The following is a 25571-nucleotide window of genomic DNA, read 5'->3' as shown; positions in this document are numbered from 1 at the left end:
TATATTCCGTATCCAGGCGCTTTTTGATGTTTTATTAAAACTTTTGGTTCGCAGGGTTAGAAGTCACCGTTGAACGACTTGCGGCGATTCAGACGGAAACGGGCACCCCGTGAGCTGTTGGACGGACGCAGAGAACTTCTCTGAAACATATTGTTCAGAATCAGTGCGAAAATGACCAGTACAGTCCCATACAGTTCATAACGGCTAATGGTATAGCCTTGGAAATACATAAGTACCAGCGTGGTAATCGGTACAAAATTAATAAATAGAATTCCGTTCAGCGGAGACAGCTTGCGGATTCCGGCATTCCAGCTCAGCAAGGCCGCTAGCCCTGGAAGCAGGATCATAAAGCTCATTTCATATTTGACTGACCATACGTGTTGCCAATCCGGCACTGTAATCCAGTTTAAAGCAGAGGCAAAGGTCACGACTACAAAAGAGACCAGAGTTCCAAGCAGGCAGGTCAAGGTTGAATATCGAAGCGTAGACCACCCTGCAAAATGACTGCCTCCTATGGAATATACGACCCATCCGACGACACCTACGAAAATAAGCAGCAGCGCCAATAGATGTTGTCCGGCAAGCGTGAAAAAGGTCCATTTGCCGTTCGTGATAACCAGTAATGCTCCAGCCAGCGCAATCAACATGCTGATTAATGTATATTTTGGAGGCATTTTACGGGTCATGACCCACACCATCGCAATGGAGATCATCGGCATTAGCACTTCCATAATGGAAGCAACAAGGGTACCTGCTGCCCCCATCGCGTGCTGTCCCTGGAAAACGGCCATATTATAAATGGTAAATCCCATAGTTCCGAAGAACAATAACACCTTGCCCTTGCCCTCAAAGCGAAATGCAGTCCGTCCCTCTTTGAGCCACAATAGCACAATTAATATGAGTGTAACCGATAAATAGCGCAAAAATGAAAAGTACAGTGGATTAATATGCTGTAATGCAATGTGCGAAACCGGAAACATCGCCCCCCAGGACATACTGGCGATCAGGCATAATAAAGATCCGGTCATGATCTGTTTGTTCATGGTGTACAAAAGCTCCTCCTTGCCGGTCTCAGCGGACATATCTATGGACACATCATAAAGGATAGGAAGCTGTTGGTAAAATGATTGAAAATAAACATTATGATCATTTAAAATGATGATAAGTGACAAGGCGCGTCAATTTTGGTGGCCCTTGCCCTTCACAATAAGGGGGAACAGTAGTGGATCTGAACGATTTAAACATTTTCCAGACGGTGGCTGCACATGGCAGTGTCAGCAAGGCTGCAGCCGAGCTTAGCTACGTCCAGTCCAATGTAACGGCCAGAATCAAGCTACTGGAAAAGGAACTGCAGACACCTTTATTTTATAGACATAAGCGGGGGATGATCCTCAATGCTGAAGGCAAGCGTCTGCTGCAATATACGAAAAGCATTTTATCGCAATTTGAGGAAATGAAGCATGCGTTTCAGAACACCTCCACACCTTCAGGGGTACTGGAGATTGGTATCGTGGAGACTGTCATTGCCCTTCCGGCCATTTTGCATGCTTACTACAGTAAGTACCCGGATGTCGAATTGTCCCTTAAGGCAGGGGTTACGGAATCACTGGTGCAGGAGGTTGCAGAAATGCGACTGGATGGAGCCTTTGTAACCGGACCGGTCAAGCATCCGCTCATTGAACAGTTTGATGTATTTCAGGAAAAGCTGGTCCTCGTATCTCAAGGAAGTGACTTTTCGGTTGACGATTTTGCAACTCGTCCGCTCCTGGTATATAAAAAAGGCTGCGGATATCGGGGAAGACTGGAAACCTGGCTCAAAATGGAGGGGATTATCCCCAAGCGGATCATGGAGTTTGGGACATTTGAGACGATTATCGGTAGTGTAGCAGCAGGCATTGGAATGACCGTTTTTCCCGAATCCTCGATCAGCGGGCTGGTGGCTCAAGGTCTTGTGTGCGGTCATGCCATCCCAGAGCCTTACAATGAAGTGACAACGGTGTTTATCCGCCGTAAGGAGGCCTTCGTTACCAGTACCTTGCAGTCTTTTATAGATGAAATTACTACTCAGACAGAAGCGTAGCTTTATCGCTTGGGCTCGGGTACAATGAGAGGGATTTGATCTCATTGTTCATCCTGAAGGAGGGCTATTATGTTTACAATATATCCGGCTGCTTCCCGATTCAGCTTCGATAAGGGATGGCTGCGGGGGAGCCACAGCTTTTCATTCGCGGAGTATCAGGATGAGAACAATACAGCGTTTGGTCCTATGCGTGTCTGTAATGACGATGTCATCACACCGGGCCGGGGCTTTGGGGCGCATCCGCACAGCGATATGGAGATTGTCTCCATTGTGCTGTATGGGGAGCTGCGTCATGAAGACAACCGTGGACATGTGGCGGTGACCCGTTTTGGAGGCATTCAGCGAATGTCAGCGGGCCACGGCATCATTCATACGGAGCACAACGCTTCGCAAACCGAGGATGTCAGTCTGCTGCAATTGTGGTTTAGTCCGCACACGAGAGGATTGCAACCTTCCTATGAGACTACAGCGTTCAATACGGAGCGTCTGCACGGTCAGCTTCTGCCTGTCGTTGCTGGAAAGCGTGTACCAGGCACGGAGGGTGAAATAGCTTCAATCAATCAGGATTTAACGATTTATTTAAGCAAACTTCAGCCCGGGGAACAAGTCGAATTCACACAGGCCGAGGGTCGGCGCGTGTTCTTGTTCGTCATCGAGGGCTCACTGCGTGTGAACGGTGAATATCTTCTGCAAGGGCGTGATTCTGCTCGTATAGAGGAGGAGCCGAAGTTATCACTGAAGGCAGAAGATTCTGTTTTTTATATGCTGATTGATTTGCCCTAAAAGGAGGTGCGCACAATGGCGCAGCAGGAAACATGGCTGATCAAGCATGCTGTCACGGGGCGAAGCTTTGCTGACAGCCGCAAGCAGCGTTTTGATTGTCGTTTGGAATTGGCGGACGGCGTGTTTCGCTTCACACTTCAAGAGTTGCCGCGTGAGGCAGCGGAGGCGATTGTGCGTTTCAGCGAGGAGCTGAACGTATTTCGCTTTGTAACGCCCGCAGACGGTGGACCCGTGGTAAAGCATTGGTATTACGTCACCCCGGAAAGTGTGCAATATCATGCTCAGATCGGTGAGCTTACGTTTGAAGCTGGTTCTGAGATTGAATACCATCCCGAGGAGTATTGGGGAGACTAAATCTTCTTAATCATAAATGTTCGAATGTATAATCGATTTTCAAAGGCTCTGCATCATTGCAGGGTCTTTTTGCTATGTGTTCAAGATGATGAGTTCATTGGATACATAATCCTTTGCAGGCTGGTACATCCTATATCTCATATTACCTGATCGGCTTATTCGTAAAGGGGGGACTAACGATGAAGAAAGGGCGCTTTCCCAAGTTGCCAAAGCTACCGTGGAGCCGGAGAGCGATTCCAACCGGTGAGCGCAAAACACGAAATTCTTCTCGTGTGCCTAAAGGGCTACCGGAGTCTTCATGGCTAGAAGAGCCACTGCGCAGCAGTCTGGAAGACAATAGGGTCGCATTGCGTGATATTTTCAAGGAATGCTCTGATATCGTCTACCGAGAGCTCATGATTTCCCCTGAACGAAAAGGGTTGTTGGCATATTTCGAAGGTACGGTAAAATCAGAAGATTTGCAGGATCATATCCTGCGGCCTGTCATCTTGGGCATGATGCTCAAGGACCCTGAAGTGAATGGCAAATTGGAGCCGCTGGATGAGACTCGTATTTCTATGTCCCAGACCAAAACGATGGACGAATGGAAGATGGTATCGGCAGCGATACTGGACGGCAATGCCGCTCTGTTCGTAGATGGAACGGCTCGTGCTTATATTTTCAGCGCCAAGGGGGGCGTCCGCCGTGGTGTGGAGGAACCGCAGACCGAAGCTGTTATTCGCGGGCCGCGTGAGGGCTTCACTGAGACACTTCGCGTGAATACGGCACTGCTACGATTCAAGCTAAAAACCTCCAAGCTCAAGATGCACAGCATGACCCTCGGAACAGAAACCCAAACGAGTGTCGTCCTTACCTATATCGAAGGGATCATAGATCCGAAGCTGGTGGAGGATGTTAAAAAGCGCCTCAGCGATATTAAAATTGATGGTGTTCTGGAGACTGGATATATTGAGGAACTGATCGAAGATCACCCATATTCGCCGTTTCCACAAATGGAATACACTGAACGTCCGGATACCGTCACCGCGCAATTATTGGAAGGACGTTTTGCCATTTTTGTGGACGGAACCCCTTTTGCCCTGATTGGACCAGTCACGATGTGGCAAATGATGCAAGCGAGCGAGGATTATTACGAGCGCTTCTTCATCAGTAATATGGTGCGCTGGATTCGGTTTCTTTTTCTCATCATGGCTCTCTTTCTGCCAGCATTATATGTAGCGGTGACAACCTATCATCATGACATGCTGCCGACGACGCTCATCTTGAGTATTGCGGCGGCTCGGGAATCCATCCCTTTTCCAGCACTGGTGGAAGCGTTGATGATGGAGATTTCCTTTGAGGCGTTGCGAGAAGCTGGGATTCGTCTCCCCAAAACGGTCGGTCAGGCCGTCAGTATCCTGGGCGCGCTCGTTATTGGGCAGGCCGCAGTACAGGCAGGGATCGTATCGGCGCCAATAGTCATTGTTGTGTCGCTCACAGGTATTGCCTCGTTTACCATACCGCGTTTTAATTTTGCCATTACGGTTCGTCTACTGCGATTTCCAATCATGCTGATGGCTGGTTTATTTGGATTGTTTGGCATCATTATTGCGACAACGCTGATTGCAACGCACCTAACCAAGCTAACATCGTTTGGTGTTCCTTATATGAGTGGATATAGCCCGTACAACCATATGGATCAAAAGGATATTATCGTCCGTGCACCTTGGTGGAAATTGACCAAACGTCCTTCATGGATTGGTAAAGACAACAACAAACGAGCGAAGAAAGAGATGAATGGATCGCCTAAAACCGAGGAGGGATGGTGATGAAGCCCACATCGAATACACAGCAAATGCGTAAAGCAGCTGTACTCTGTTGTCTACTGCTTTGTTCTGTTCTTTTGGGAGGATGTTGGGATCGTCGTGAAGTGAATGATGTGGCCTTTGTGATGGGTACCGGGCTTGATAAGGAAGGCGATCAATACCGGGTAACGATGCAAATTGCTCTGCCCGGACAGCTCGGATCTTCGGGCAGCACAGGAGGAGGGGGAGGTACAAGTGGTACGAAGTCCTACTACCTGGAGTCCAAAACAGGTCCAAGCTTTCGGGGAGCAAGTACTGAGGAACAGCGAGAGGTTTCGCGGACGCTGAATTATTCTCATCGACGGGTGCTGCTGCTCGGGGAGACGCTGGCACGAGAAGGGATTAACAAAATGATGGATGTCATTGCACGTATTCCGCAGAACCGCCTGTCTTCCCTTGTTGTTATCACAAAGGGGTCAGCGATGGAAATGCTTCAGGCAGATGCTCCGATTGAGCAATATCCAGCGGAAATGGTGCGTGAGCTTAACTTTTCCTATATGAAGAACCCTCGTTCCGTTAAATTGCTGATGAATTCCGTCCTGCTGGAAGGCATTGATCCGGTAGTGCCGGTAATGTCTCTGGTGAAGAATGGGCCTGATAGTCTTAAAGACAAGAAGACAAATATTCAGGTCGATGGACTGGCTGTCTTTCGACAAGACAGGTTAACAGGGGTTATTGATAATCACCTCAGCCGGTTTCTACTGTTGGGTATGGAGCAAGCCAAGGAAACAGAAATTTTTATCCCCCCTCCCAAAGGTAGAGGTTACATATCTGTGCATCTCATCGAAAATAAAGTCCATATCAAGCCCTTTATTCGGGGGAACGAAATTCGAATGACTATTCATATGAACTGCAATGGGAATGTGAAGGAAAATGAGACGAGCTTCGATATTTCCAGAGAGGAAAATTTGAAGTGGCTGGAGCAGCAGACGGTCGAGGAAATCAAGAGGGAGCTGGGAGAGGCCGTCAAGGAAATCCAGCAAAAGTATCATTCAGACGTGCTTGGCTTGGGCCGGGCTATAATTACGAATCACCCGGATGAGTGGAAACGGATTAAACCTCAGTGGGAGCAATTGTATCCCAAGGTGGAGGTCACCATAGATCCGGTCGTCCATATTGAGAATATCGGTGCGGTCACCAAACCATTCGGGGTCAAAAAGGAGCAAATCCAGAATGAATAAAGTATTTCTATTACCTTTATTGCTGGCTATGCTCTTCATGTATCTGATTGACCGTAAACGTATTAGCAATGCACCTGCCGTCAATCGCTGGGTCTCCCGCGTACTGTATGTCATTAGCATTGGTATCTGGATTTACGGCACATCGACGAAGAGCACTGTTTATGTGGCTACTTGGCTGACCCGATTTATTGACATGTGGCTCCCCACCGCGTTGTAAATCGTGTAATGGATGCCTGCGGGAAAAAGGAGGATGTACCTGCATGAAACAGTTCACAACCAGACAAATTGTGCTGCTTGGTATATTAATGGAGGTCGGTATTACTCTTATACATGCTCCAGCGCAGGCAGCAGATCACGCGAATCAGCATGCCTACTGGACCTGTGTAATTGCGGCTATTGTGCTATGCTTGCCGATTTGGGCGATGTTGAGACTCAAGCGGCGCTTTCCTGATCAGGATCTGATGCAGGCGATGGTAAGCTCTCACCCTGTGCTGGGGCGTTTACTGCTTGCAATTTACCTTATTTTATTCCTGATCATTTTTGCGCGGGATTTGAGGATTATTACCGATCTGGTGGAGGTGGTGCTTTTGCCGCTGACTCCGATTGTGGTCGTATCTCTTATTGTGCTATTGACTATGGTATTTATGGTTAAAGGTGGAATGAGTACACTCATCAATATGACCGAGATTTTTGTCCCGTTGTTGATTGTGACGCTGTTGACTATGCCGCTTTTTTTTGGAGGTAATATGGATTTTTCAATGCTGAGACCCTATTTACATCCGGAGGTAGATGGAGTGATCAAGGGTAGCTGGCGCATGCTCGGATATATGGCCGATATCATGATCGTTCCCTTTGTGATTTCTGGGAAGAGCTATAATGGACGTAGTGCATGGTTTGGGCATTTACTCGGAACCGCTATTCTGATCATGCTGGTGTTGCTGTCGGAGTTAGTGATTGGAGTTCCTATCTTGTCACGACTGTTTTATCCATCGTATGAACTGGTGCGTCAGTTGCAGCTAACGGACTTCCTGGATCGGTTCGACTTGTTCGTGGCAGCACTGACCGTACCCACCTTTCTTACGAAGATTGGAGTTGATCTGTACGTTACCAGTTTGGCGGTAAAGCGTATGTTTGCCCATGTCTGGGGGAGTCTGATGGTTTGGCCCGTAGGTTTGTTAGGTTATGTCTGTTCGTTTATGCTGTTCTCCAATATCGTACAAATTTATGATTTTAGCCGGGAATGGACTGCGGTGATGGTCATTTTTTTTGTATTCATGCCCTTCTTGCTGTGGATGTTGCTACGGCCCAAATTTAAAGGGAGTGGCAACGATGATAAGTCCTCATCTGGTAGGGAGAGGGATAGAAGTGATCAGAAAGAAGGCCAGCAGGAAAGCGAAACAGGACACACCCACTTATAAGATTACTATATTTATCGAAAAAGTAATTCTTATTTGTGTTTTGCCTCTCTGATTGTATACTTGGTAGAAAGAAATATGACTTCTACAAGGGAGGCAACAGCATGGCACAACGCATGGCAGGTAAGAGAGTCGCTCTTGCCGGTCCCCGTAAAGCAGAAGAAATGGCACTGCTAGTTATGAAGATGGGGGGCGAGCCAGTAGAGCGTCCGGCCCAGGGGACTGTTTTTCTAGATGATATCGAGCTGCGCAACGCTGTTGTATCATGGGTGAAGAACCCTCCGGACTGGTACATCTTCACGACCGGTATGGGACTGGATGCTCTGTTCGATATGGCGGAGGATATGGGCGTGGCCGAGCAGATTATAGAGCTGCTGCAATCCTCCAACATTGCAGCACGGGGCTACAAGACGGTCAATGGACTCAAAAAGCGTGGCTTTACGCCAGCAGTACGGGACGAGGACGGAAGTTTGATCGGATTGACACGGGCCTTTGCCCCATATGATCTGAAGGGGAAGGAAGTGCTGTTGCAACTGCATGGAGACCCGGCCCCCCGGTTGGTAGAGTGGCTGGATGAGCAGGGCGCAGTGACCCGCCAAGTACTTCCTTATAAGCATATCCCACCTGAAGAAGCAAAATTGCAGGCGTTACTAGATGATGTTATAAACCGTACGATTGATGCCGTTACGTTCACGAGTGGCCCGCAAATCCGATTTTTGGCCCAATATGCCAGAGAGCAAAATCGATTTGAGGATTTACTGGAAGCTTTTCGTGAAGATGTAATTGCTGTATCGGTGGGCAAGGTGACCGCACAATCCATTTTGGAAGAAGGGATTGAACGAATCGTGTTTCCAACTGAAGAGCGCATGGGTGCGATGATGGTGGAGCTGGGCAAATATTTTGAACATAGTGATTCGGTGCATGGCTGTGGTCTGAAAAGCGTGAACGGTCATTTGAAATGAGCTAGAAATGATAATGCAGTAAGCTAAAATGAACTTATATTTACTAATAAAGCGTAAAATAGAGATAAGGGCCTACGAGGTCTTTATCTTTTTTTGTTGGACATGCATCGACAAAGTTTTTTGTTATAGCGAAAATATTTATCTAATATAATGAATAAGTTTCGATGCATGATATTGAGGACAGGAGCTGAGACGTTTATGAATTCTATTTGTGTATTTGCAGGGTCCAGACCTGGACATTCATCGGTATATGTTGAGGCCGCAGGCAAGCTGGGTGAAGCTATGGCTCGCCAGCATATCCGTCTAATTTATGGTGGCTCCAGCAGGGGGCTGATGGGTAAGGTGGCGGATGAACTACTGGCGGGTGACGGTCAGGTCACCGGCATTATGCCCATCCTATTATTCGATGCAGAGATCATTCATCGGGGAGTTACCGAGTTTATTGAGGTAGCAAGCATGCATGAACGTAAAGCGGCGATGAGCGAGATGGCCGATGCGTTTATAGCCCTTCCGGGTGGGTTGGGAACCTTTGAGGAGTTGTTCGAGGTATTGTGCTGGGCGCAAATTGGCATACATCGCAAGCCCATTGGGCTGCTGAATGTGAATGGATATTTTGACCCGTTGATAGAAATGGTACGTCATAGCGTGCAGGAAGGGTTTACCGGAGCTGATCATCCAGCACTACTGAGTATCTCTGCGGACCCGGATGAATTGCTGCATATGCTGAAAAATAAGGCAGAGAACTTGAAATAAAGCTTTTTTCGTGCTTGCACAACTGATTGAGGCAAGGTTATGATAAGACCCATAATCAAATAGCGGACAGACAAGGTGCCTTTGCGGTTGAGCAAAGGGTAACAGGGAATCGGGTGCAAGTCCCGAGCGGTCCCGCCACTGTAAGGAAGAGGATTCTTTTAAATGGTCACTCGTACAAAACGGGGAAGACGAAAGAATCCGTTGATGCCAAGCCAGGAGACCTACCTTGATCTGTATGCACCGTTAACCTTCGCGGAGAGGATGGGTGTACGAAATCAGGAAATCAGGCACACGTTGCTTTTTCCATGTTGGTTACAGGCTTGCGTGGATATGAACGTGTAGCAGCGTTTGAAGCGCAAACAAAACAGATGGAAAACAACGGCAGATTGGAGGAAGACAAGACTGTCCTCTTACGCTGTTTCGTCTGATGAGAGAGATACGTACATAGGAACCCCATCCGGGCAGGATGGGGTTTTTTCGAGTTACAGGATGCCACAAATTATTGAAATAGATAGTATAGCTGCCCTGAAAAGGATGATAGGAGGAGCACGATGAGCCCATTAGGAAAATTGCTGGTGATTGGATTTGGACCAGGAGATATGGAACATATCACAAAACGTGCGTTGGATGCGCTGGCCGAAAGTGAGGTCATTATCGGCTACAATACCTACGTTGATTTGATCCGTCCGTTGTTGAACGGACAGGAGATTGTACGCACAGGGATGACAGAGGAAGTGAGCCGTGCGCAGGAGGCGGTTCGCCAAGCAGAGATGGGCAAGAAGGTAGCCGTCATTTCCAGTGGAGATGCTGGGGTCTATGGCATGGCAGGTCTGGTGTACGAAGTGCTGATGCAAAAAGGCTGGCGTCGCGAGGACGGGGTTGAGGTGGAGGTTGTGCCGGGGATCTCGGCTATTCAATCCTGTGCTTCGTTGTTGGGAGCGCCAGTTATGCATGATGCTTGCACGATCAGTCTGAGTGATCATCTGACCCCGTGGGAAACAATCGTGAAGCGTGTAGAAGCTGCGGCTTCGGCTGATTTTGTGATTGCATTATACAACCCGCGTAGTGGTCGGCGTACCCGCCAGATTGTGGAGACGCAGTCCATTTTGCTTCGTTACCGTGATCCGCAGACTCCGGTTGGGCTGGTGAAGAGTGCTTATCGTGAACGTCAGCAGGTTATTGTGACGACGCTGGAAGATATGCTGAACCATGATATCGGGATGCTGACGACCGTAATCATCGGCAATTCCTCGACGACAGTGTATGACGGCTTAATCGTGACTCCACGCGGCTATCAGCGTAAATACACGCTGGACGCGACCGAACAGGTGCTCAAACCGCATCAGCGGCTTCGCACGGAAGCGGAGCCGTGGTCGCTGGGCGCGCAAGAGGATCGCGCGCTGGATGCACCGCAGGGAGGCGGAGCTCTGACTGCGCCTACCGGGCCTTCCGCGAGCGGTGCTGCGGTTGCCACGCAGGCACGCCCGCAAGCGATGGCTGCTGTACAGGTGCCGCCTGCGAAGCAAACCGGGGCGACCCCAGCATCGCTGGCAGCAGAGGCGCTCGGTCGTCTTGCTGTTGGCGGCAAGCTGCCAGGCGAAGCCAACGCTCGCTGGAGCGGGCAAGCGCCTACCGCCCAGAGCGCCGTTGGAACGGCAGCAGGGGCCGGAGCAGGAGCTGCGGCTGCGAAGGCGTCAGGCGGCTTTGGCAAGCCTGCGCTGTTTGAGGTGGGGGTTTCCCCTGGCGTGGGAAACAAGAAGTTCACTGCTCGGCAGATGGCACTGCTCGCCGAGGTAGCGGGTGATGATGGCGAGCTGGAATACACGCCAGATCATCAGATCGTGCTGCGCGTGCCGTGCCTAGACCCTGAGGAACTGGTCGGTCGGCTGCGGGATGAACGATTCATTGTCATGCCGCTCGGCGATGTGTTTAAGGTCAAGGCGTGCGACTTCTGCAATATGGAGAAAGATGACGCTGTGCCTGTGGCTGAGCACCTACAGGTTGTACTCGGCGGATTACAGGCACCCAAGGAAACGAGCATTGCTTTGAACGGATGCGGCATGGCCTGCTATGGAGCGGTGCTGGAGGATATCGGAATTGTCTACCGCAAGGGAGGATATGATCTTTTCCTCGGCGGCAAAAAATTTGGCCGTAATGCTCATGCCGCTCAGCCCGTAGCGGAAGGGATTCCAGGTGATCAGATTACGGACATCGTGGAGAATATTATCGCTGAATACAAGGAAAAAGGGCATCCGAACGAGCGTTTTCATAAGTTTTTCAAACGTGTAGGCATCGTTGCGGGTTTCCGGCATGAAGATTCACCGGCAACAGTAGAAGTGAACGCGGTTTGTGGTGATTAATAGGTTTGTAGGCTTGATGAACCGGATACAAGCATATATATAAAATAGGGCGTATGTAGACTATCCCTATAAATGAGGAGGAACAAACAGCAGTGGATGCAATATTGTTGGTTGGACATGGAAGTCGGGACCCAGAGGGTAATCAGGAACTACTGGAATTTGCACAGGCGGTGGCAGATCGGGCGCCAGGTACGTGTGTAGAGACCTGTTTCCTAGAGTTGGCACGCCCTAGTATTGCCGAAGGAGTACAGGCGTGTGTGGAGAAAGGGGCGACACGTGTCGTTCTTATTCCGATTATTTTGTTCGCAGCAGTGCACGCCAAAATTGATATCCCGATGGCTATTGATCGGGCAAAGACAAAATATCCGCAGGTGGAATTTGTATACGGACGCCCGATTGGCGTTCACGAGAAAATCGTTAGCATACTGCTGGACCGCTTGAAAGAGACCCGTCCGGTTGCCGTTCCAGCGGGGATGCATAGCACGGTGGAGGCATCTGCCGAGGTATCCAACGAAGAGACAGCGGTACTTGTATTAGGACGCGGAAGTAGCGATCCAGATGCGAACAGTGACTTTTTCAAAATCACCCGTATGCTGTGGGAGAAGCTTTCTTATACATGGATAGAAAGCAGCTTTATCGGTGTGACGCAGCCTTCTTTTCCCGATGGCTTGGAGCGTTGTGTACGATTGGGGGCCAAAAAGATTATCGTGCTTCCGTATTTTCTGTTCACGGGGGTGCTGATTAAGCGCATCGAAGAAATGACCCAGGAATTTGCTGAGGCTCACCCTGCATTACAAGTGGAAATGGGCGGATATTTTGGCTTCCATCCTCAATTGGTTGAGCTGGTGCTGGAGCGAGCTAATGAAGGCTTGTTCGGTAAGGTTACGGCTAATTGTGATAACTGCCAGTTCCGTCTGGAAGCCCAGGAGCATCACCATCATCACCACGACCACGACCACCATCACCAGCATGATCACGATAACGACCACGACCATCATCACGATCATGATCACCATGCACGTGAGCATGATCATCATCACGAGCACCATACACATCATCACGCTCACGATCATGTCCATGCTCACAGCCATAATGACCATGATCACGATCATTCACATACGCCGTCTGTAGTGAACGTAACCGGGCAGGTGAATGGCTCATGATTTTCATGCTGTGTGGAACGAGCGATGCACGGGAATTGGCGCTGCAAATTCGTGACATTGGCTTTAATGTATTGACTTCGGTCGTAACCGAAAGCGCGGCGGCCAGCTTGTCCGAAGCAGGACTGGACGTGCGTATAGGCCGAATGACAGCCGACGAAATGGGTGCAATGATTCGGGAGAAGGGGATAAAGGCTGTTGTTGATGCCAGTCATCCTTTTGCAGAGGAAGCACATGCGAATGCGATGGCAGCCGCTCGCGAGTCGGGGGTTCCTTATATCCGCTACGAGCGGACGGGACTAGTGTATGACAATCATCCGTTGCTCCATATCGTTCCTTCCTATGAAGAAGCGGCATTAGAAGCGAAGCAACTCAAAGGCTCTGTCATGCTTACGACGGGCAGTAAGACGCTTGGCACGTTCACCAAGCATTTACTCGGAGATCCGGAGATTCGTCTGGTTGCACGTATGCTGCCGCGTCTGGACAATATGGAGAAATGTGGCGAACTGGGGATGGAGCAAAAAAATATTATTGCTATGCAGGGACCCTTTTCCCGTGAGCTGAACGAAGCATTGTACAAGCACTTTGGTACGACCGTGATGGTCACCAAGGAAAGCGGACGCACAGGAGCAGTGGATGAGAAGGTTCAATCTGCTCTGGACCTGGGTATCCACGTCATTTTAATTTCCAGACCGGAAGTGGAATTTGGAACGGTATTTGATCATTTCGACGGAGTAATTGATGCACTGCGCACAGCAACCGGGAAGATTTCAATTTGAGTTGAGTCAAGTTCCTACAGGTTCAGTTAATCCAGAACGACTGCTGGCATGTATCTAAAATATAGTCATCTTAAAATACGTGTTTTAATAGAAATATCTGTTATTTCAATACACGAGCAGTTATTTTTCCTAAACTAATTTTCCATAAGGGAGTGGTCGATACCATGGACTTTAAAACAGATTTTAAACCGCTAACGGTACAGCCGCAGGAGATTGAGGGTAAAAGCTTTGCGATGATCACAGAGGAATTGGGAGAGCATCCATTTACAGCAGAGCAATATCCCGTTGTACAGCGTGTCATTCATGCATCTGCTGATTTTGAGTTGGGCCGCAGCATGGTATTTCATCCGAAAGCAATTGAAGCCGGAATTGCAGCTATTCGCGCAGGGCAGCCGGTGGTGGCAGATGTGCAGATGATTCAGGCGGGGCTGAGCAAGGATCGCATCCGTCAATTTGGCGGGGATGTTCATGTGTACATATCTGACCCGGACGTGATGGAAGAAGCCAAAAGGCTGAACACGACGCGCGCCATTATTTCCATGCGCAAAGCGATTCAGGCGGGCGAAGGTGGAATCTATGCGATTGGCAATGCGCCTACAGCGTTGCTGGAGCTGATTCGTTTGGTGAAAGAAGGAGCGGCTAAGCCCGGACTGGTAATTGGTATGCCCGTAGGTTTTGTATCGGCGGCAGAATCCAAGGATGAGCTGCGCAAGCTGGATATTCCGTTCATTACGAATATTGGACGCAAGGGCGGAAGTACGATTGTCGTAGCGGCATTGAATGCGATCTCCTTAATGGCTGTCCGCTAGATGCGGTTGTCCGTTTGCTGTATCATGAAATGAATTAGAGCATGATCAGCAGAAGAGGTTAAGGAGGAATTGGCATGGAAAAGGAAGCGGCGTCCGCCGACAGGCCCAAACGGATGAAAAGTGGTGAAGCTCCCACGCCGGACAAGCCGATGCGGTCAGGCTTTACGACGGGGGCTTGTGCGGCTGCAGTAGCCAAAGGAGCGGTACAACTGCTCATTACGGGCATTCCGCCGAAGGAAGCGGTGATATCGCTGCCCGCGGGCTTCGATCATGCGTTTGAGCTGATCGAGCCAGTGTTGGATGCGGACGAAGCTTCCTGCACGACGATCAAGGACGGTGGCGATGACCCGGATGCCACGCATCAGGCGAGAATTAGCGCCTCTGTTAGCTGGCGGGAGGAGCCGGGTATTGAGCTGGATGGCGGCGTCGGAGTAGGGCGGGTAACGAAGCCAGGTCTGCCTGTGCCTGTCGGGGAAGCAGCGATCAATCCAGTGCCGCGCCGGATGATTACGGAAGCCGTATCTGGCGTGCTTGAGGAGCACGGATCGGCCAAAGGTGTCCGTGTCGTTATCAGTGTGCCGGACGGTGAAGAAATCGCCAAGAAGACGCTGAACGGACGGCTTGGCATTCTTGGTGGTATTTCCATACTAGGTACACGCGGTGTGGTTGTTCCGTTTTCCACGTCTGCTTATAAAGCCAGCGTGGTGCAGGCTATATCGGTTGCACAAGCGATGAACTGCGAGGAAATTGTCCTGACCACAGGCGGCAGCAGTGAAAAATATGCAATGCAAATGTATGATCAGCTGACGGAAGAAGCCTTTATTCAGATGGGTGACTTTGTCGGCTTTGCAGTCAAGCATGGTAAACGATTAGGAATGAAAAAAATTATTCTCGTCGGTATGCCTGGCAAGCTGTCGAAGATTGCTCAGGGCGTCATGATGGTTCACTCCAAGAGCGCTCCGGTGGATTTTGGATTTTTAGCCGAGGTTGCGCGTGAGGCAGGTGTGGACGAGTCGCTTGCAACGGCAGTAGCTGAGGCGAATACAGCTACGCAGGTAGCGGATATGATGACCGAAGCGAATGCGCTGAGCTTTTTTGAAAAGTTATGTACCTATGGGTGTCAGCATTGCCTGGAGCATGCAGGTGGTGGAATCACCGTAGAAATGGTACTGGTAACGATGAAAGGGAACGTGCTGGGGAGGGCGAGAGTCGGTGAGTAGAGTGATTCGTGTCATTGGTATCGGTGAAAATGGAACGGCAGGTCTGTCGCAGGAGACGCTGGAACAAATTGAGCGTGCCGACCTGCTGGTTGGTGGTGAGCGCCAGCTAGCCTTTTTTGAGGCAGCCGCAGGAGAAAAACGAACATTAAAGAGCGGCTTATCCACCGTGGTGGAAGAATTGGGACGGTTGCGTGAGCACAAGGATATTGTCGTGCTTGCGTCAGGAGATCCGCTTTTTTTTGGCATTGCAGGCTATTTGTCTGCCAAGCTGGGGGCTGAGCGCCTGGATATTTTACCTCATCTCAGCTCGGTTCAACTGGCGTTTGCGCGTCTTGGTGAAAGCTGGCAGGATGCGGTGTTGGAAAGTGTACACGGCCGTCCGATGACCGGACTAGCGCAGCGGATCGACGGACAGAACAAGATCGCGCTGCTGACGGACGACCGCAATCATCCCGCCGCGGTTGCCGCTTATCTGCTGCATTTTGGCATGACGGAATATGATGCCTTTGTCGGCGAGCATTTGGGAGGACCGGATGAGGTATATCGGCATTATACGCTGGAGGAGATGTCGCAGGGAACCTTCCAACCCCTGAACGTGGTTGTTTTACGCCGCCGTAAGGGGGAAGGCGTACCGGCGATTCGCCGGGGATTTGGCTTCGAGGATGCGGAATTTTACCAGCGCAAGCCGGAAAAAGGACTGATCACGAAGCGTGAAGTGCGCGTATTCAGCTTGTCCGAGCTGCGACTGACCGAGCGAAGCATCGTATGGGACATCGGCGCAGGCTCAGGTTCTGTAGCTGTGGAATGTGCCCGGCTGGCCAAGTACGGGCAGGTATTCGCCATTGAAAAGAACGAAGGCGATTTGGCTAATGTGGAAGCGAACAAGATCAAGTTCCGTACTGATTTTCCAGTGATCCATGCCAAAGCACCAGCCGGGTTGGACGAGCTGCCAGACCCGGATGCCGTGTTTATTGGCGGGAGCGGTGGAGAACTGGCAGAACTGATTCGTCTGTGTGCTTCGCGTCTGCGTAAGGATGGACGAATTGTAGTGAATGCTGCAACCATTGAGACGCTGCATGACGGTATGAAGGCGATGCAATCAGCAGGACTCGAAACCTCGGTGACGTTGCTGCAAACAGCGCGTAGCAAGCCGATTTTAAATATGACTCGTTTTGACGGACTCAATCCAATATATGTCATTACAGGGCAGCCGTCGGTGGACGTGGCTGACGGAGCAACAGGGGAGTAAGCTGGTAAATCAAGAGGGGGAGAGACAGCATGAATACGGCGGCAACAGGAACACTTTACGGCGTAGGTGTGGGGCCGGGTGATCCCGAGCTGATTACGGTCAAGGCGTACCGCATGATTCAGGAATGTGCAGTTGTGGCTTATCCGAAGAAACGCCGGGGAGGCAAATCGTATGCTCACGAGATTGTGGAATTATACGTTAACCCGGAGGAAAAGGAGATGTTGGGACTCATTTTTCCAATGACCAAGGACCCAGTTGTACTGGAGCGGGAGTGGAACAAAACGGTGGTTGCTTGCTGGGAGGCTCTGAGTCAAGGAAAGGATGTAGCCTTTGTCACAGAGGGAGACCCTAATCTGTACAGTACCTTTATTCACTTGGCGCGTCTGATGAAGGATCTTCATCCCGAGGTGCCGATTGTATCTATTCCGGGCATCTCCTCTGTATTGGGAGCAGCGGCAGCCCTGGAATTGCCTTTGGCAGACGGAGATCAGCAGGTCGGTATTATTCCGGCTACGGATGATCGGGAAGCGATGAAGCGGGCAATTGAGAATCACGATACGGTTGTATTTATCAAGGTTGCCAAGGTACTGGATTTGATTTTGGATGTACTGGACGAGCTCAACCTCGGGGATCGTGCATCTGTCATTACCAAAGTCACTTCACCTTATGAAATGGTATGGCGTAACGCCCGTGAGCTGCGTGGACAGGAACTTGAATATTTGAGTTTAATGGTGGTGAGCAAATGACGTTGGAGCCAAAAGTATATATCGTAGGAGCAGGTCCTGGCGACCCGGAGTTGATTACGGTCAAAGGCTCACGGATTCTGCGCACGGCAGATGTGGTGTTATACACGGATTCACTTGTGAACGATGAGCTGATTGCTACGGCCAAACCGGAGGCGCAGGTACTGCAGAGTTCAGGCATGGATCTGGAACGGCAGGTTGAGATTATGAGCGAGGCTGTGCAAGCGGGGCGCAGTGTAGCCCGCGTACATACAGGTGATCCAGCAGTATACGGTGCGATTTTGGAGCAAATGGTGCTGCTGAAGCAGCGCGGAGTAGCCTACGAAATCGTACCGGGCGTCAGCTCGGTCTTTGCTTCTGCGGCAGTGCTGGGTGCAGAGCTAACGGTGCCTGACTTGACGCAGACGGTCATTCTGACGCGTGCCGAAGGCCGTACACCTGTACCGGATCGAGAAAAACTGCGTGATCTGGCATCCCACCACTGTACGGTGGCGCTGTTCCTTAGCGCAACGCTGGCGAAGAAAGTGGTCGTCGAGTTTCTGGCGGCTGGCTGGAGCGAGGACACGCCTGTAGCAGTTGTGCAGCGCGCAACCTGGCCGGACCAAAAGATCGTGCGCACGACGCTTGCCCAATTGCCAGCTGATTTGCGCGCAGCGGGTATTACGATGCATGCCATGATTTTGGCAGGCTGGGCGCTCGACCCGGGGCTGGTGGACAAGGACGCGCATCGTTCCAAGCTGTATGACAAGTCGTTCACCCATGGCTACCGGAAAGGAGTGAAGCCTGGTGAGTAATCCGTTTGCCGCTGTGGCGATCACGAAGCATGGAGTCGAAATGGTCCGCGATTTGGGAGCCAGCTTTCCGGGTACGGACGTGTATTACATGTCCAAGTTTGAACGTGGTGACGAGCAGGAGCGTGGCATTCAATTGTTCGAAGGTTCGGTCAAGCTGATCTTGCCGGATTTATTCAAACAATATAACGGTATTATTTTATTTATTTCCCTCGGTGCGGTGGTTCGTATGATTGCACCGATTTTGGTGGATAAAAAGGTAGATCCTGCCGTGGTCGTCATTGACGATCGCGGAGAACATGTCATCAGCGTACTGTCTGGGCATTTAGGCGGCGCGAATGAATTGACCCGTCATGTAGCCGCTGTACTCGGCGCACGTCCGGTAATCACGACCGCATCGGACGTGCAGGGCACGATTCCGGTAGATATGTTGGGCCGGGAATTGGGCTGGGTGGTCGATAGCTTCGACAAGGCCACGCCTGTAAGCGCCGCTGTTGTGAACGAAGAGCCTGTTGCCTTCATACAAGAGACAGGCGAACGGAACTGGTGGCGTTATGACAAGCCTGTACCTGCGCATATCAAGGTATATGCCTCGATGGCAGAAGCGTTACAAGAATCGTTCAACGCCGCGTTGGTCGTGAGTGACCGCTTGTTGGAGCCTGAGGAAGAGGAGAGGTTTCTTTCTAATGGCGTGCTGTATCGCCCAAAAAGCTTGGTGCTTGGCGTTGGCTGCAACCGGGGAACTGCATTGGAGGAACTGGAGGCGGGTGTGCTGGACACCTTGCAAGAGCTGCGTTTGTCTGTAAAAAGCGTACGGAATATGGCTACGATAGACCTGAAAAAGGACGAAGAGGGCTTGCTTGCCCTTTGCGCCAAATACGGCTGGGAGCTGGTAACGTACACCCCGTCAGAGCTGAACACGGTGCAGCTTCCCAATCCATCGGATACCGTCTTCAAATATACCGGGGCATATGGGGTCAGCGAACCCTCAGCCCTGTTGTCCTCCGGTGCAGACCATTGGCTGCTGGAGAAGAAAAAAAGCGGCAATATGACGTTGTCTGTAGCGCGGGTTTCCTATGGCTGACGGTATGAAGCAGGCTGTTCAGCCTGATCTGTCTGCCGTTGCGCGCAGAAGTCGTATCGTTGTTGCCGGTACGGGCAGTGGTGCGGGCAAAACAACGGTGACGCTCGGGCTGATGAAGGCGTTCGCCGATAGCGGCTTGCGAGTGCAGGGATTTAAGTGTGGTCCGGATTATATTGATCCGACCTATCATACGGCCGCGACCGGAACGCCTTCCCGTAATCTCGACTCCTGGATGACCTCACCGGATACGGTGCGTGAAACCTTTATCCGCGCATCCGAAGGTGCAGATCTCTGCGTGATTGAAGGCGTCATGGGGCTATATGACGGCAAGGACCCGCTCAGCAATATTGGGTCGACCGCTGAAATTGCTATGCTGACGGATAGCCCGGTATTGCTGGTCGTCGACGTGCGCAGCATGGCCCGCAGCGCGGCCGCTATTGTGCTCGGCTTTCAGCGCTTGGAGCCCAAGCTGCGCATTGTGGGCGTAATCGTGAATCGCTGCGGTAGCCAGGGGCATTACGGCATTGTCAAAAAGGCGATCGAGCAAGAGTGCGGCATTCCTGTGCTCGGCTGGTTAAAGCGCGATGACGGGCTGGATATTCCCGAGCGTCATCTGGGCCTGGTGCCTGCTGTAGAACGCGGCGAGCTGGAGCCGCTTTTCCAACGGACGGCAGAGCTGATTCGCGCGGGTACGGATCTGGATGCACTTCGGGCATTAGCGGATTCGGCTCCGCCGCTCAGGCTGCCCGAGCACCCATTATTTCCTCCGGATCGGCTTCCAACAGCAGGGCATGAAGCCGAGACTGGAGAACGTCCCGTCATTGCTGTCGCCAGAGATGCGGCGTTCAATTTTTACTACCCGGAAAATATGGATTTGCTGCGCCATGCGGGAGCAGAGATCGTCTATTTTAGTCCGCTGGCGGGAGAACGCGTCCCTGAGCACGCCAACGGCCTATATCTGGGTGGCGGCTTTCCTGAGGAGTTTGCGGCAGATATCGCTGCCAATACAGGATTTCTGCAAGATATCCGCAACGCAGTGAGCCAGGATATGCCTGTATTCGCGGAGTGCGGTGGTTATATGGTATTGGCCCGGACGCTTACGGATCGTGCGGGTCACGCCCATCACATGGCCGGGGTTATCCCTTCGGACGTTCGCATGCAGGAGAAGCGGGCTGCATTAGGATACCGGGAAGCAACCGCATTGCAAGATTGCTTGCTGCTGGAGGCTGGAGAGACGATTCGTGGACATGAATTTCATTATTCGGTCATGAGCTATGATGAATCTGCCGCCCCCTATCCCTTTGCCTATCAAACCAAGGGGATGCGCGGACTTCAGAGTGAAGGTTATGCCAAAGGGAACCTTTTGGCAGCCTACACACACATTCATCTCGCTTCTCTACCCAAGGCAGCAGTACGCTGGGTTGAAAAATGTCGGGCTTACCACTAAAACACAAAAAAGCCGGGTCCCTATAAGGGTCCGGCTGTTCTAAATAAAGTGAATTAAATCTTACATATCATGGAAGCGTATACATTGTTTTTTGGACGATTCGCCTACATAAGTTTTTTCAGTTGGGAAATCCTTCCCTGACTCACGCCAAGCATGGAAGCAAGTTGTTTTTGTGAAGATGCCGGATGTTCTTCCATAAGCTCTCTCATTTTCTCCAAAATAACATCCGTGCGCTGGTAAATCTTTTTCATATGCATGTTTTGCTTCAGTGGAGGTGACTGGGTTTCAGTCGCTGTGACTGGAAGTAAATCTTCCGTTTTCATCGAGGTGGCACATGCATCGCAGATAAACTGATCTTTAAAATAGGTGTTGGTATCAACCGAACCGCAAAATATACAATTGGTTGATTTGTACTTACGGAGCATGAGTGTTTGGCCTTCAATAAAAAACTCTAATGGATCGCCGATGTCAATCTCCATCGTCATGCGCAACTCTTTAGGAAGCACAATTCGTCCCAAGCTGTCCAAGGGCCGGGTCATTCCAGTCCTTTTCATTCATGCAACCTCCCCAGTGTTTTAAGATTTATAGAATGTATAAGCTTTGAGGCAATTCTTATCAATTCTATAACCGCAAGCATAGATTTCTTACGAAAAGCGGCCCCTCATTGCTAATAGAGCATGGACGCACTTTTTTTCTTACGAGTATACCATAAACGGGCGGAATCGCCAGCGTTCATGTTTATAAATTTATAATTAGTTTATTACGAGCGAACATATATGCTATAATCTTCTGCTAAAGGATTTAATAGGCCGTCTGTAGAATTATTTATATATGCCGTAGCTTGGACAACGATGGCGGTGTTATGGGAAAAAGATGAGGGCCAAAGGAATTTTTTAGAGCTTTTTGACCCCACAAACAAGAGACCGTTGGCACGGGACCCGCCTTTAAAGTCCTTATATACAAGTCAGGCAAGGAGGATTTATGATGGAAAAAAGAAAAGCATTGCTGCTAGGAGATTATTCATATCCAGAGTTTCATCCGCTACAAGGGGTGGACGAAGAGATTAGCCATATTTTACAAGATTGGATGACGGTACAATGCAGTGAAAATCGTAAAATGCTGCTCAAGGAAAATCTAGCCTCATTCGATCTATGCATCTCGTATTGTGATAGCCGTAAGGAGGTTCTGTCTCCTCAACAAACAGCAGGACTGCTGTCCTACGTCAGCGGCGGAGGTGGACTGCTTGTGCTGCATAACGGAATCACATTGCAAGGACGTTATGAAATAGCACAGCTCATGGGAGCGCGCTTCCTGCGGCATCCGGCAGCGGAGCAGCTTTCCTTCAAGGTAACAGAGCCGGATCATCCAATTATGGAAGGGATCGAGCCGTTCGAGATTCAGGAGGAGCCGTATCGTTTTGATTTTGACCCATTCACCGAAAAAACACTGTTGATGGAATACGAGTATGAAGGTCAGTGGTGGCCGGCTGCATGGTCATTGTCCTATGGCTTGGGCCGGGTCGTCTACCTGATGCCTGGACATAATCAGCCAAGTTTCCAGCACGAGGGATACCGTAAGCTGCTGCTTCAGGCTGCTAAGTGGGCCGGACGCTTTCCGGGTTAAGTATAATCATTCATTCCAACCATTATGAGAGGGGAGCTGCGAGCTTTATGCGGCTCCCCTTTTCAGGTTATACTATAGGTAATCACAGGTAGGGGAGGATATATTATGAGCGATTTGTTCAAAAAAGCCATCTCATTGGGGTGGGGCCTCACCGTTGTCAGCAAAGAAAAGGTGGAGAAAGCCGTCGAGGATCTTGTAAATCGGGGAGAACTTGCGCCCTCGGAATCCAAAGCGCTGGTCGATCGTCTGATCGAACGAGGAGCAGAGGAGCAGGGACAATTCAAAACCATGATCCGCGAGCAGGTTAGCCGCATTTTGCAGGAACTGGAAGTGCCTACCGAAAATGATGTCACAAGTTTGGAGCAGCGTGTGGCATTGTTGGAAAAACAGGTAGCGGAGCTGGAAAAAGAAAAGGCGGCGCTTACGGGTTCGAGTGACGCTGAAGAAGCGAACCGGTTGGATTAAAATGGCCGTTCGCATGAAGCACGCCGGTCGTTACCGGGAAATTGCCATGGCGCTGGCGCGTCATGGCTTTGGTTATATGGTGGAAGAAATGGGACTGTTCCAGCTGCTATCCCTGCCCCGCAAGTGGCTGACGAGAGAAACCCCCGAGTCGAAAACGCTAGGTGAACGGATTCGGCTTGTGCTGGAGGACCTGGGGCCTGCATTCATCAAGCTTGGACAGTTGGCAAGTACACGTGCTGACCTGCTGCCAGAGCCTATTATTCGCGAACTGGTTAAGCTCCAGGATCAGGTACCGCCTTTTTCGCCTGAAACAGCGCGTGGCATTCTGGAACAGGAGCTGGATACGTCATTAGAGAACATACTGGTTCGTTTTGACGATGATCCGCTGGCGGCTGCTTCGATCGGGCAAGTGCACCTGGGCAAGCTGCACAGCGGCGAAATGGTCGCCATTAAAATCCAGCGTCCAGGCGTTAATCGCATCATCCGGCGGGATTTGGACATTTTACGGGAACTGACCGCAATGGCAGCCAAGCGCTGGGAATGGGTGGAGCGTTATCAGCTTCGCCAGATGGTGGAAGAGCTGGGGAGATCGCTCATTCAGGAGCTGGATTACAACCATGAAGCCCGTAACACAGAGAAGATTGCGCTCCAATTTGAGCAGGACCCACATATCTATATTCCGAAAATATACTGGGATCATACCTCCTCACGTATACTGACCATGGAGTTTCTGGACGGGACTCACTTGGGGAGTCGTGAAGAGTTATTACACCGTGGTTACAACTTGAAAGAACTGGCGCAGCGGCTGGTCAACAGCATGCTGCATCAAATTTTTATAGAGGGCTTTTTTCATGCCGATCCCCATCCGGGCAATTTGCTCGTCCTGAGAAATGGAAGTCTCGCCTACTTGGATTTTGGCATGGCGGGTAGGCTGAGCGAAGAGATGAAGAATCATCTCGCTTCCCTCATGATCGCCCTGATGCGCAAAAATACCGATGCTATGGTTCGGGCCATCGAACGACTGGGGCTGGTCGACCCGGATGCTGACCTGAATGCGCTGCGAGCTGATCTGGACAAAATACGCGAAGATTACTCGGATGTTCCTTTCTCACAGGTCAGTATTGGCGATGCCTTGAACGACCTGTTTGGCGCAGCACAGCGCCATCGGATTGGTTTGCCATCGGATGTCCTGCTGCTTGGCAAAGCGCTGCTGACACTGGAAGGGGTCGTAGAGCATTTGGACCCCGATCTCAGTATTATTGCTTTGGCCGAGCCTTTTGGCAACAAGCTGCTGAAGGAACGCTTCAGCGGTCGTCGGATTCGGGGCAAGCTGTTGGGTGGTGCGACCGAGCTGGTGGAGACACTGATGGAACTGCCGAGACAGACGAGGCATCTGGCCTCAATTATCAGCAAGGGTAAGCTCAAACTGGAAGTTACTGTACCAGAGCTGGAACAGCTTTTGCGCAAGCTGGATCAGATCAGCAATCGCTTGTCATTCAGTATTGTGCTGTTGGCGTTCAGCATCATTATGGTCGGACTGATTATCGGTTCATCACTAAATCATCAGGCGACCATGCTGTGGAACGTACCTGCGATTGAAATTGGTTTTGTCGTAGCGCTCTTAATGGTTGCCTTCTTACTATATTCTATTTTTAAATCAGGAAGATTCTAGATACCGACTACAAAGGAGGCGTCATGGATACTCATAAGACGAACACAGCCTTAATGAATACTCTTGAAATTACAGATGTACCGTGGCACCGCCTGACTACTCCTTATGGTAGGGGGACGGACTTGCCGCATTTAATATTCAATGGGGAGTATGCAGCCATCGCTGATCTGATAGAACATCAAGGTACATTGTGGCAGGTTACCCCATGGGCGCTACTATTCTTATTGCGGAATATGCATGCGAGAAGACCGGAGGATATCACGCTGAGTGAGTTGGAGTTGTACCATACGGTTGTTCAAGCATTGGACATAGAAAATCTACAAGCAGACTCACAGGAGTCTGTGGAATCCTTGACCATGCTGCTAGATGAGAAATATTTATGGCCGGCAGACAGTGACCCAGAAGAAGATGAACTGGAGTGGGAAGAGGAAGAAGCACGTGGCTATGATCCGGTAGCTTTTTGGAGCTATTATGACTGGAGCTGTCGGCTACTAAAGCAAGCGCTCCCTGATTTTGAGAGCTTGCTCCAGCGCTATGCAGACTCTGAGATTGCTGAATCCCTATCGGAGCTTGTGCAGCAATTGCAAAAATTTTAAATATAAGAAAACGAACCAGATAAAGAAAACGGGCGATATTTCAAGTAAATATATGTTTTCTTTCTGTAAACAGCCTTTTAACTCATTCGTCTCTACAATTCCCTTGCGTTATAATGATGGACTGGATGTAACGGAACGGGTTCGTTTGAGAGAGACGAGCTGAATGATAGGAGAGCCTTGGCGATTGACCGCTGGACGGAT

25 protein-coding genes and 1 riboswitch are annotated in these 25571 nt (G+C 50.4%); of the genes, 23 read left to right on the top strand and 2 right to left on the bottom strand.

Annotated features, from left to right (window positions below; genetic code table 11):
* Positions 1-56: 56 nt before the first annotated feature.
* A complete protein-coding gene (locus tag ACU1JV_RS13165) occupies positions 57-1043 on the bottom strand; it encodes a DMT family transporter (protein WP_413987135.1) in 987 nt (328 codons plus the stop codon).
* Between the two features lie 179 nt (positions 1044-1222).
* On the opposite strand from ACU1JV_RS13165, the gene ACU1JV_RS13160 reads away from it, so the two are divergent.
* The 19 genes from ACU1JV_RS13160 to ACU1JV_RS13070 all read left to right on the top strand — a co-directional run bounded on the left by ACU1JV_RS13160 (position 1223) and on the right by ACU1JV_RS13070 (position 21014).
* Positions 1223-2080: a LysR family transcriptional regulator gene (locus tag ACU1JV_RS13160; RefSeq protein WP_064961617.1), complete on the top strand. Its 858-nt coding sequence runs from the start codon at positions 1223-1225 to the stop codon at positions 2078-2080.
* A gap of 69 nt (positions 2081-2149) precedes the next feature.
* Complete coding sequence (locus tag ACU1JV_RS13155; protein WP_025675828.1) at positions 2150-2863, top strand: pirin family protein; 714 nt, start codon at positions 2150-2152, stop codon at positions 2861-2863.
* Positions 2864-2878: 15 nt separating this feature from the next.
* Complete coding sequence (locus ACU1JV_RS13150; RefSeq protein ID WP_013373533.1) at positions 2879-3217, top strand: hypothetical protein; 339 nt, start codon at positions 2879-2881, stop codon at positions 3215-3217.
* A 179-nt stretch (positions 3218-3396) separates the two neighbouring features.
* Positions 3397-5025 (top strand): spore germination protein, encoded by a 1629-nt coding sequence (locus ACU1JV_RS13145; RefSeq protein ID WP_058830265.1) that lies wholly within the window; start codon positions 3397-3399, stop codon positions 5023-5025.
* A complete protein-coding gene (locus ACU1JV_RS13140) occupies positions 5025-6242 on the top strand; it encodes a Ger(x)C family spore germination protein (protein ID WP_016324850.1) in 1218 nt (405 codons plus the stop codon). Before ACU1JV_RS13145 ends, ACU1JV_RS13140 begins: the two co-directional genes overlap by 1 nt.
* A complete protein-coding gene (locus ACU1JV_RS13135; protein WP_013373530.1) occupies positions 6235-6459 on the top strand; it encodes a hypothetical protein in 225 nt (74 codons plus the stop codon). Before ACU1JV_RS13140 ends, ACU1JV_RS13135 begins: the two co-directional genes overlap by 8 nt.
* A 43-nt stretch (positions 6460-6502) precedes the next feature.
* Positions 6503-7660 carry a GerAB/ArcD/ProY family transporter gene (locus ACU1JV_RS13130; protein ID WP_016324849.1) on the top strand — a complete coding sequence of 386 codons (1158 nt, stop codon included), beginning with the start codon at positions 6503-6505 and terminating at the stop codon, positions 7658-7660.
* A gap of 101 nt (positions 7661-7761) precedes the next feature.
* Entirely contained in the window at positions 7762-8619 is an 858-nt protein-coding gene (locus ACU1JV_RS13125) for a uroporphyrinogen-III synthase (protein ID WP_013373528.1), read from the top strand.
* 198 nt (positions 8620-8817) lie between these two features.
* Positions 8818-9372, top strand: a complete 555-nt coding sequence (locus tag ACU1JV_RS13120; RefSeq protein ID WP_413987134.1) for an LOG family protein — start codon at positions 8818-8820, stop codon at positions 9370-9372.
* 57 nt (positions 9373-9429) lie between these two features.
* Positions 9430-9615, top strand: a riboswitch (cobalamin riboswitch).
* Between the two features lie 308 nt (positions 9616-9923).
* Positions 9924-11732, top strand: coding sequence for a precorrin-3B C(17)-methyltransferase (gene cobJ, locus ACU1JV_RS13115; protein ID WP_090737877.1), 1809 nt, complete (start codon positions 9924-9926; stop codon positions 11730-11732).
* Between the two features lie 92 nt (positions 11733-11824).
* Positions 11825-12895, top strand: a complete 1071-nt coding sequence (locus ACU1JV_RS13110; protein ID WP_413987133.1) for a sirohydrochlorin chelatase — start codon at positions 11825-11827, stop codon at positions 12893-12895.
* Entirely contained in the window at positions 12892-13671 is a 780-nt protein-coding gene (gene cobK, locus ACU1JV_RS13105) for a precorrin-6A reductase (RefSeq protein ID WP_025678201.1), read from the top strand. Before ACU1JV_RS13110 ends, cobK begins: the two co-directional genes overlap by 4 nt.
* A gap of 164 nt (positions 13672-13835) precedes the next feature.
* Positions 13836-14480 carry a precorrin-8X methylmutase gene (locus ACU1JV_RS13100; protein WP_013373522.1) on the top strand — a complete coding sequence of 215 codons (645 nt, stop codon included), beginning with the start codon at positions 13836-13838 and terminating at the stop codon, positions 14478-14480.
* A gap of 74 nt (positions 14481-14554) precedes the next feature.
* Entirely contained in the window at positions 14555-15700 is a 1146-nt protein-coding gene (locus ACU1JV_RS13095) for a cobalt-precorrin-5B (C(1))-methyltransferase (RefSeq protein ID WP_025678203.1), read from the top strand.
* Complete coding sequence (gene cbiE / locus ACU1JV_RS13090) at positions 15693-16949, top strand: precorrin-6y C5,15-methyltransferase (decarboxylating) subunit CbiE (RefSeq protein WP_413987132.1); 1257 nt, start codon at positions 15693-15695, stop codon at positions 16947-16949. Before ACU1JV_RS13095 ends, cbiE begins: the two co-directional genes overlap by 8 nt.
* A 29-nt stretch (positions 16950-16978) precedes the next feature.
* Positions 16979-17695, top strand: coding sequence for a precorrin-2 C(20)-methyltransferase (cobI, locus tag ACU1JV_RS13085; RefSeq protein ID WP_025719607.1), 717 nt, complete (start codon positions 16979-16981; stop codon positions 17693-17695).
* The gene (gene cobM, locus ACU1JV_RS13080) at positions 17692-18486 is read left to right on the top strand and encodes a precorrin-4 C(11)-methyltransferase (RefSeq protein ID WP_013373518.1); all 795 of its coding nucleotides are present in this window, start codon (positions 17692-17694) and stop codon (positions 18484-18486) included. The genes cobI and cobM overlap by 4 nt, the downstream gene beginning before the upstream one ends.
* Positions 18479-19567, top strand: coding sequence for a cobalt-precorrin 5A hydrolase (locus ACU1JV_RS13075; protein ID WP_013373517.1), 1089 nt, complete (start codon positions 18479-18481; stop codon positions 19565-19567). The genes cobM and ACU1JV_RS13075 overlap by 8 nt, the downstream gene beginning before the upstream one ends.
* On the top strand, positions 19560-21014 hold the full coding sequence (locus ACU1JV_RS13070) for a cobyrinate a,c-diamide synthase (protein ID WP_413987131.1): 1455 nt from the start codon (positions 19560-19562) through the stop codon (positions 21012-21014). Before ACU1JV_RS13075 ends, ACU1JV_RS13070 begins: the two co-directional genes overlap by 8 nt.
* 104 nt (positions 21015-21118) lie before the next feature.
* Here ACU1JV_RS13070 and ACU1JV_RS13065 read toward each other — a convergent pair whose 3' ends face one another.
* On the bottom strand, positions 21119-21568 hold the full coding sequence (locus ACU1JV_RS13065) for an AbrB/MazE/SpoVT family DNA-binding domain-containing protein (RefSeq protein WP_013373515.1): 450 nt from the start codon (positions 21566-21568) through the stop codon (positions 21119-21121).
* Positions 21569-21998: 430 nt separating this feature from the next.
* Here ACU1JV_RS13065 and ACU1JV_RS13060 point away from each other — a divergent pair, with 430 nt between their 5' ends.
* The 4 genes from ACU1JV_RS13060 to ACU1JV_RS13045 all read left to right on the top strand — a co-directional run bounded on the left by ACU1JV_RS13060 (position 21999) and on the right by ACU1JV_RS13045 (position 25370).
* Positions 21999-22637: a ThuA domain-containing protein gene (locus tag ACU1JV_RS13060; protein WP_017428602.1), complete on the top strand. Its 639-nt coding sequence runs from the start codon at positions 21999-22001 to the stop codon at positions 22635-22637.
* 105 nt (positions 22638-22742) lie between these two features.
* A complete protein-coding gene (locus ACU1JV_RS13055; protein ID WP_013373513.1) occupies positions 22743-23102 on the top strand; it encodes a phasin family protein in 360 nt (119 codons plus the stop codon).
* A gap of 1 nt (position 23103) precedes the next feature.
* Positions 23104-24774, top strand: coding sequence for an ABC1 kinase family protein (locus ACU1JV_RS13050; protein ID WP_013373512.1), 1671 nt, complete (start codon positions 23104-23106; stop codon positions 24772-24774).
* Between the two features lie 23 nt (positions 24775-24797).
* Positions 24798-25370: a hypothetical protein gene (locus ACU1JV_RS13045; RefSeq protein ID WP_025677527.1), complete on the top strand. Its 573-nt coding sequence runs from the start codon at positions 24798-24800 to the stop codon at positions 25368-25370.
* The last annotated feature ends 201 nt before the right edge of the window (positions 25371-25571 follow it).

Source organism: Paenibacillus sp. T2-29 (assembly GCF_052921365.1).
This window is presented reverse-complemented; position numbering and strand designations above follow the sequence as displayed.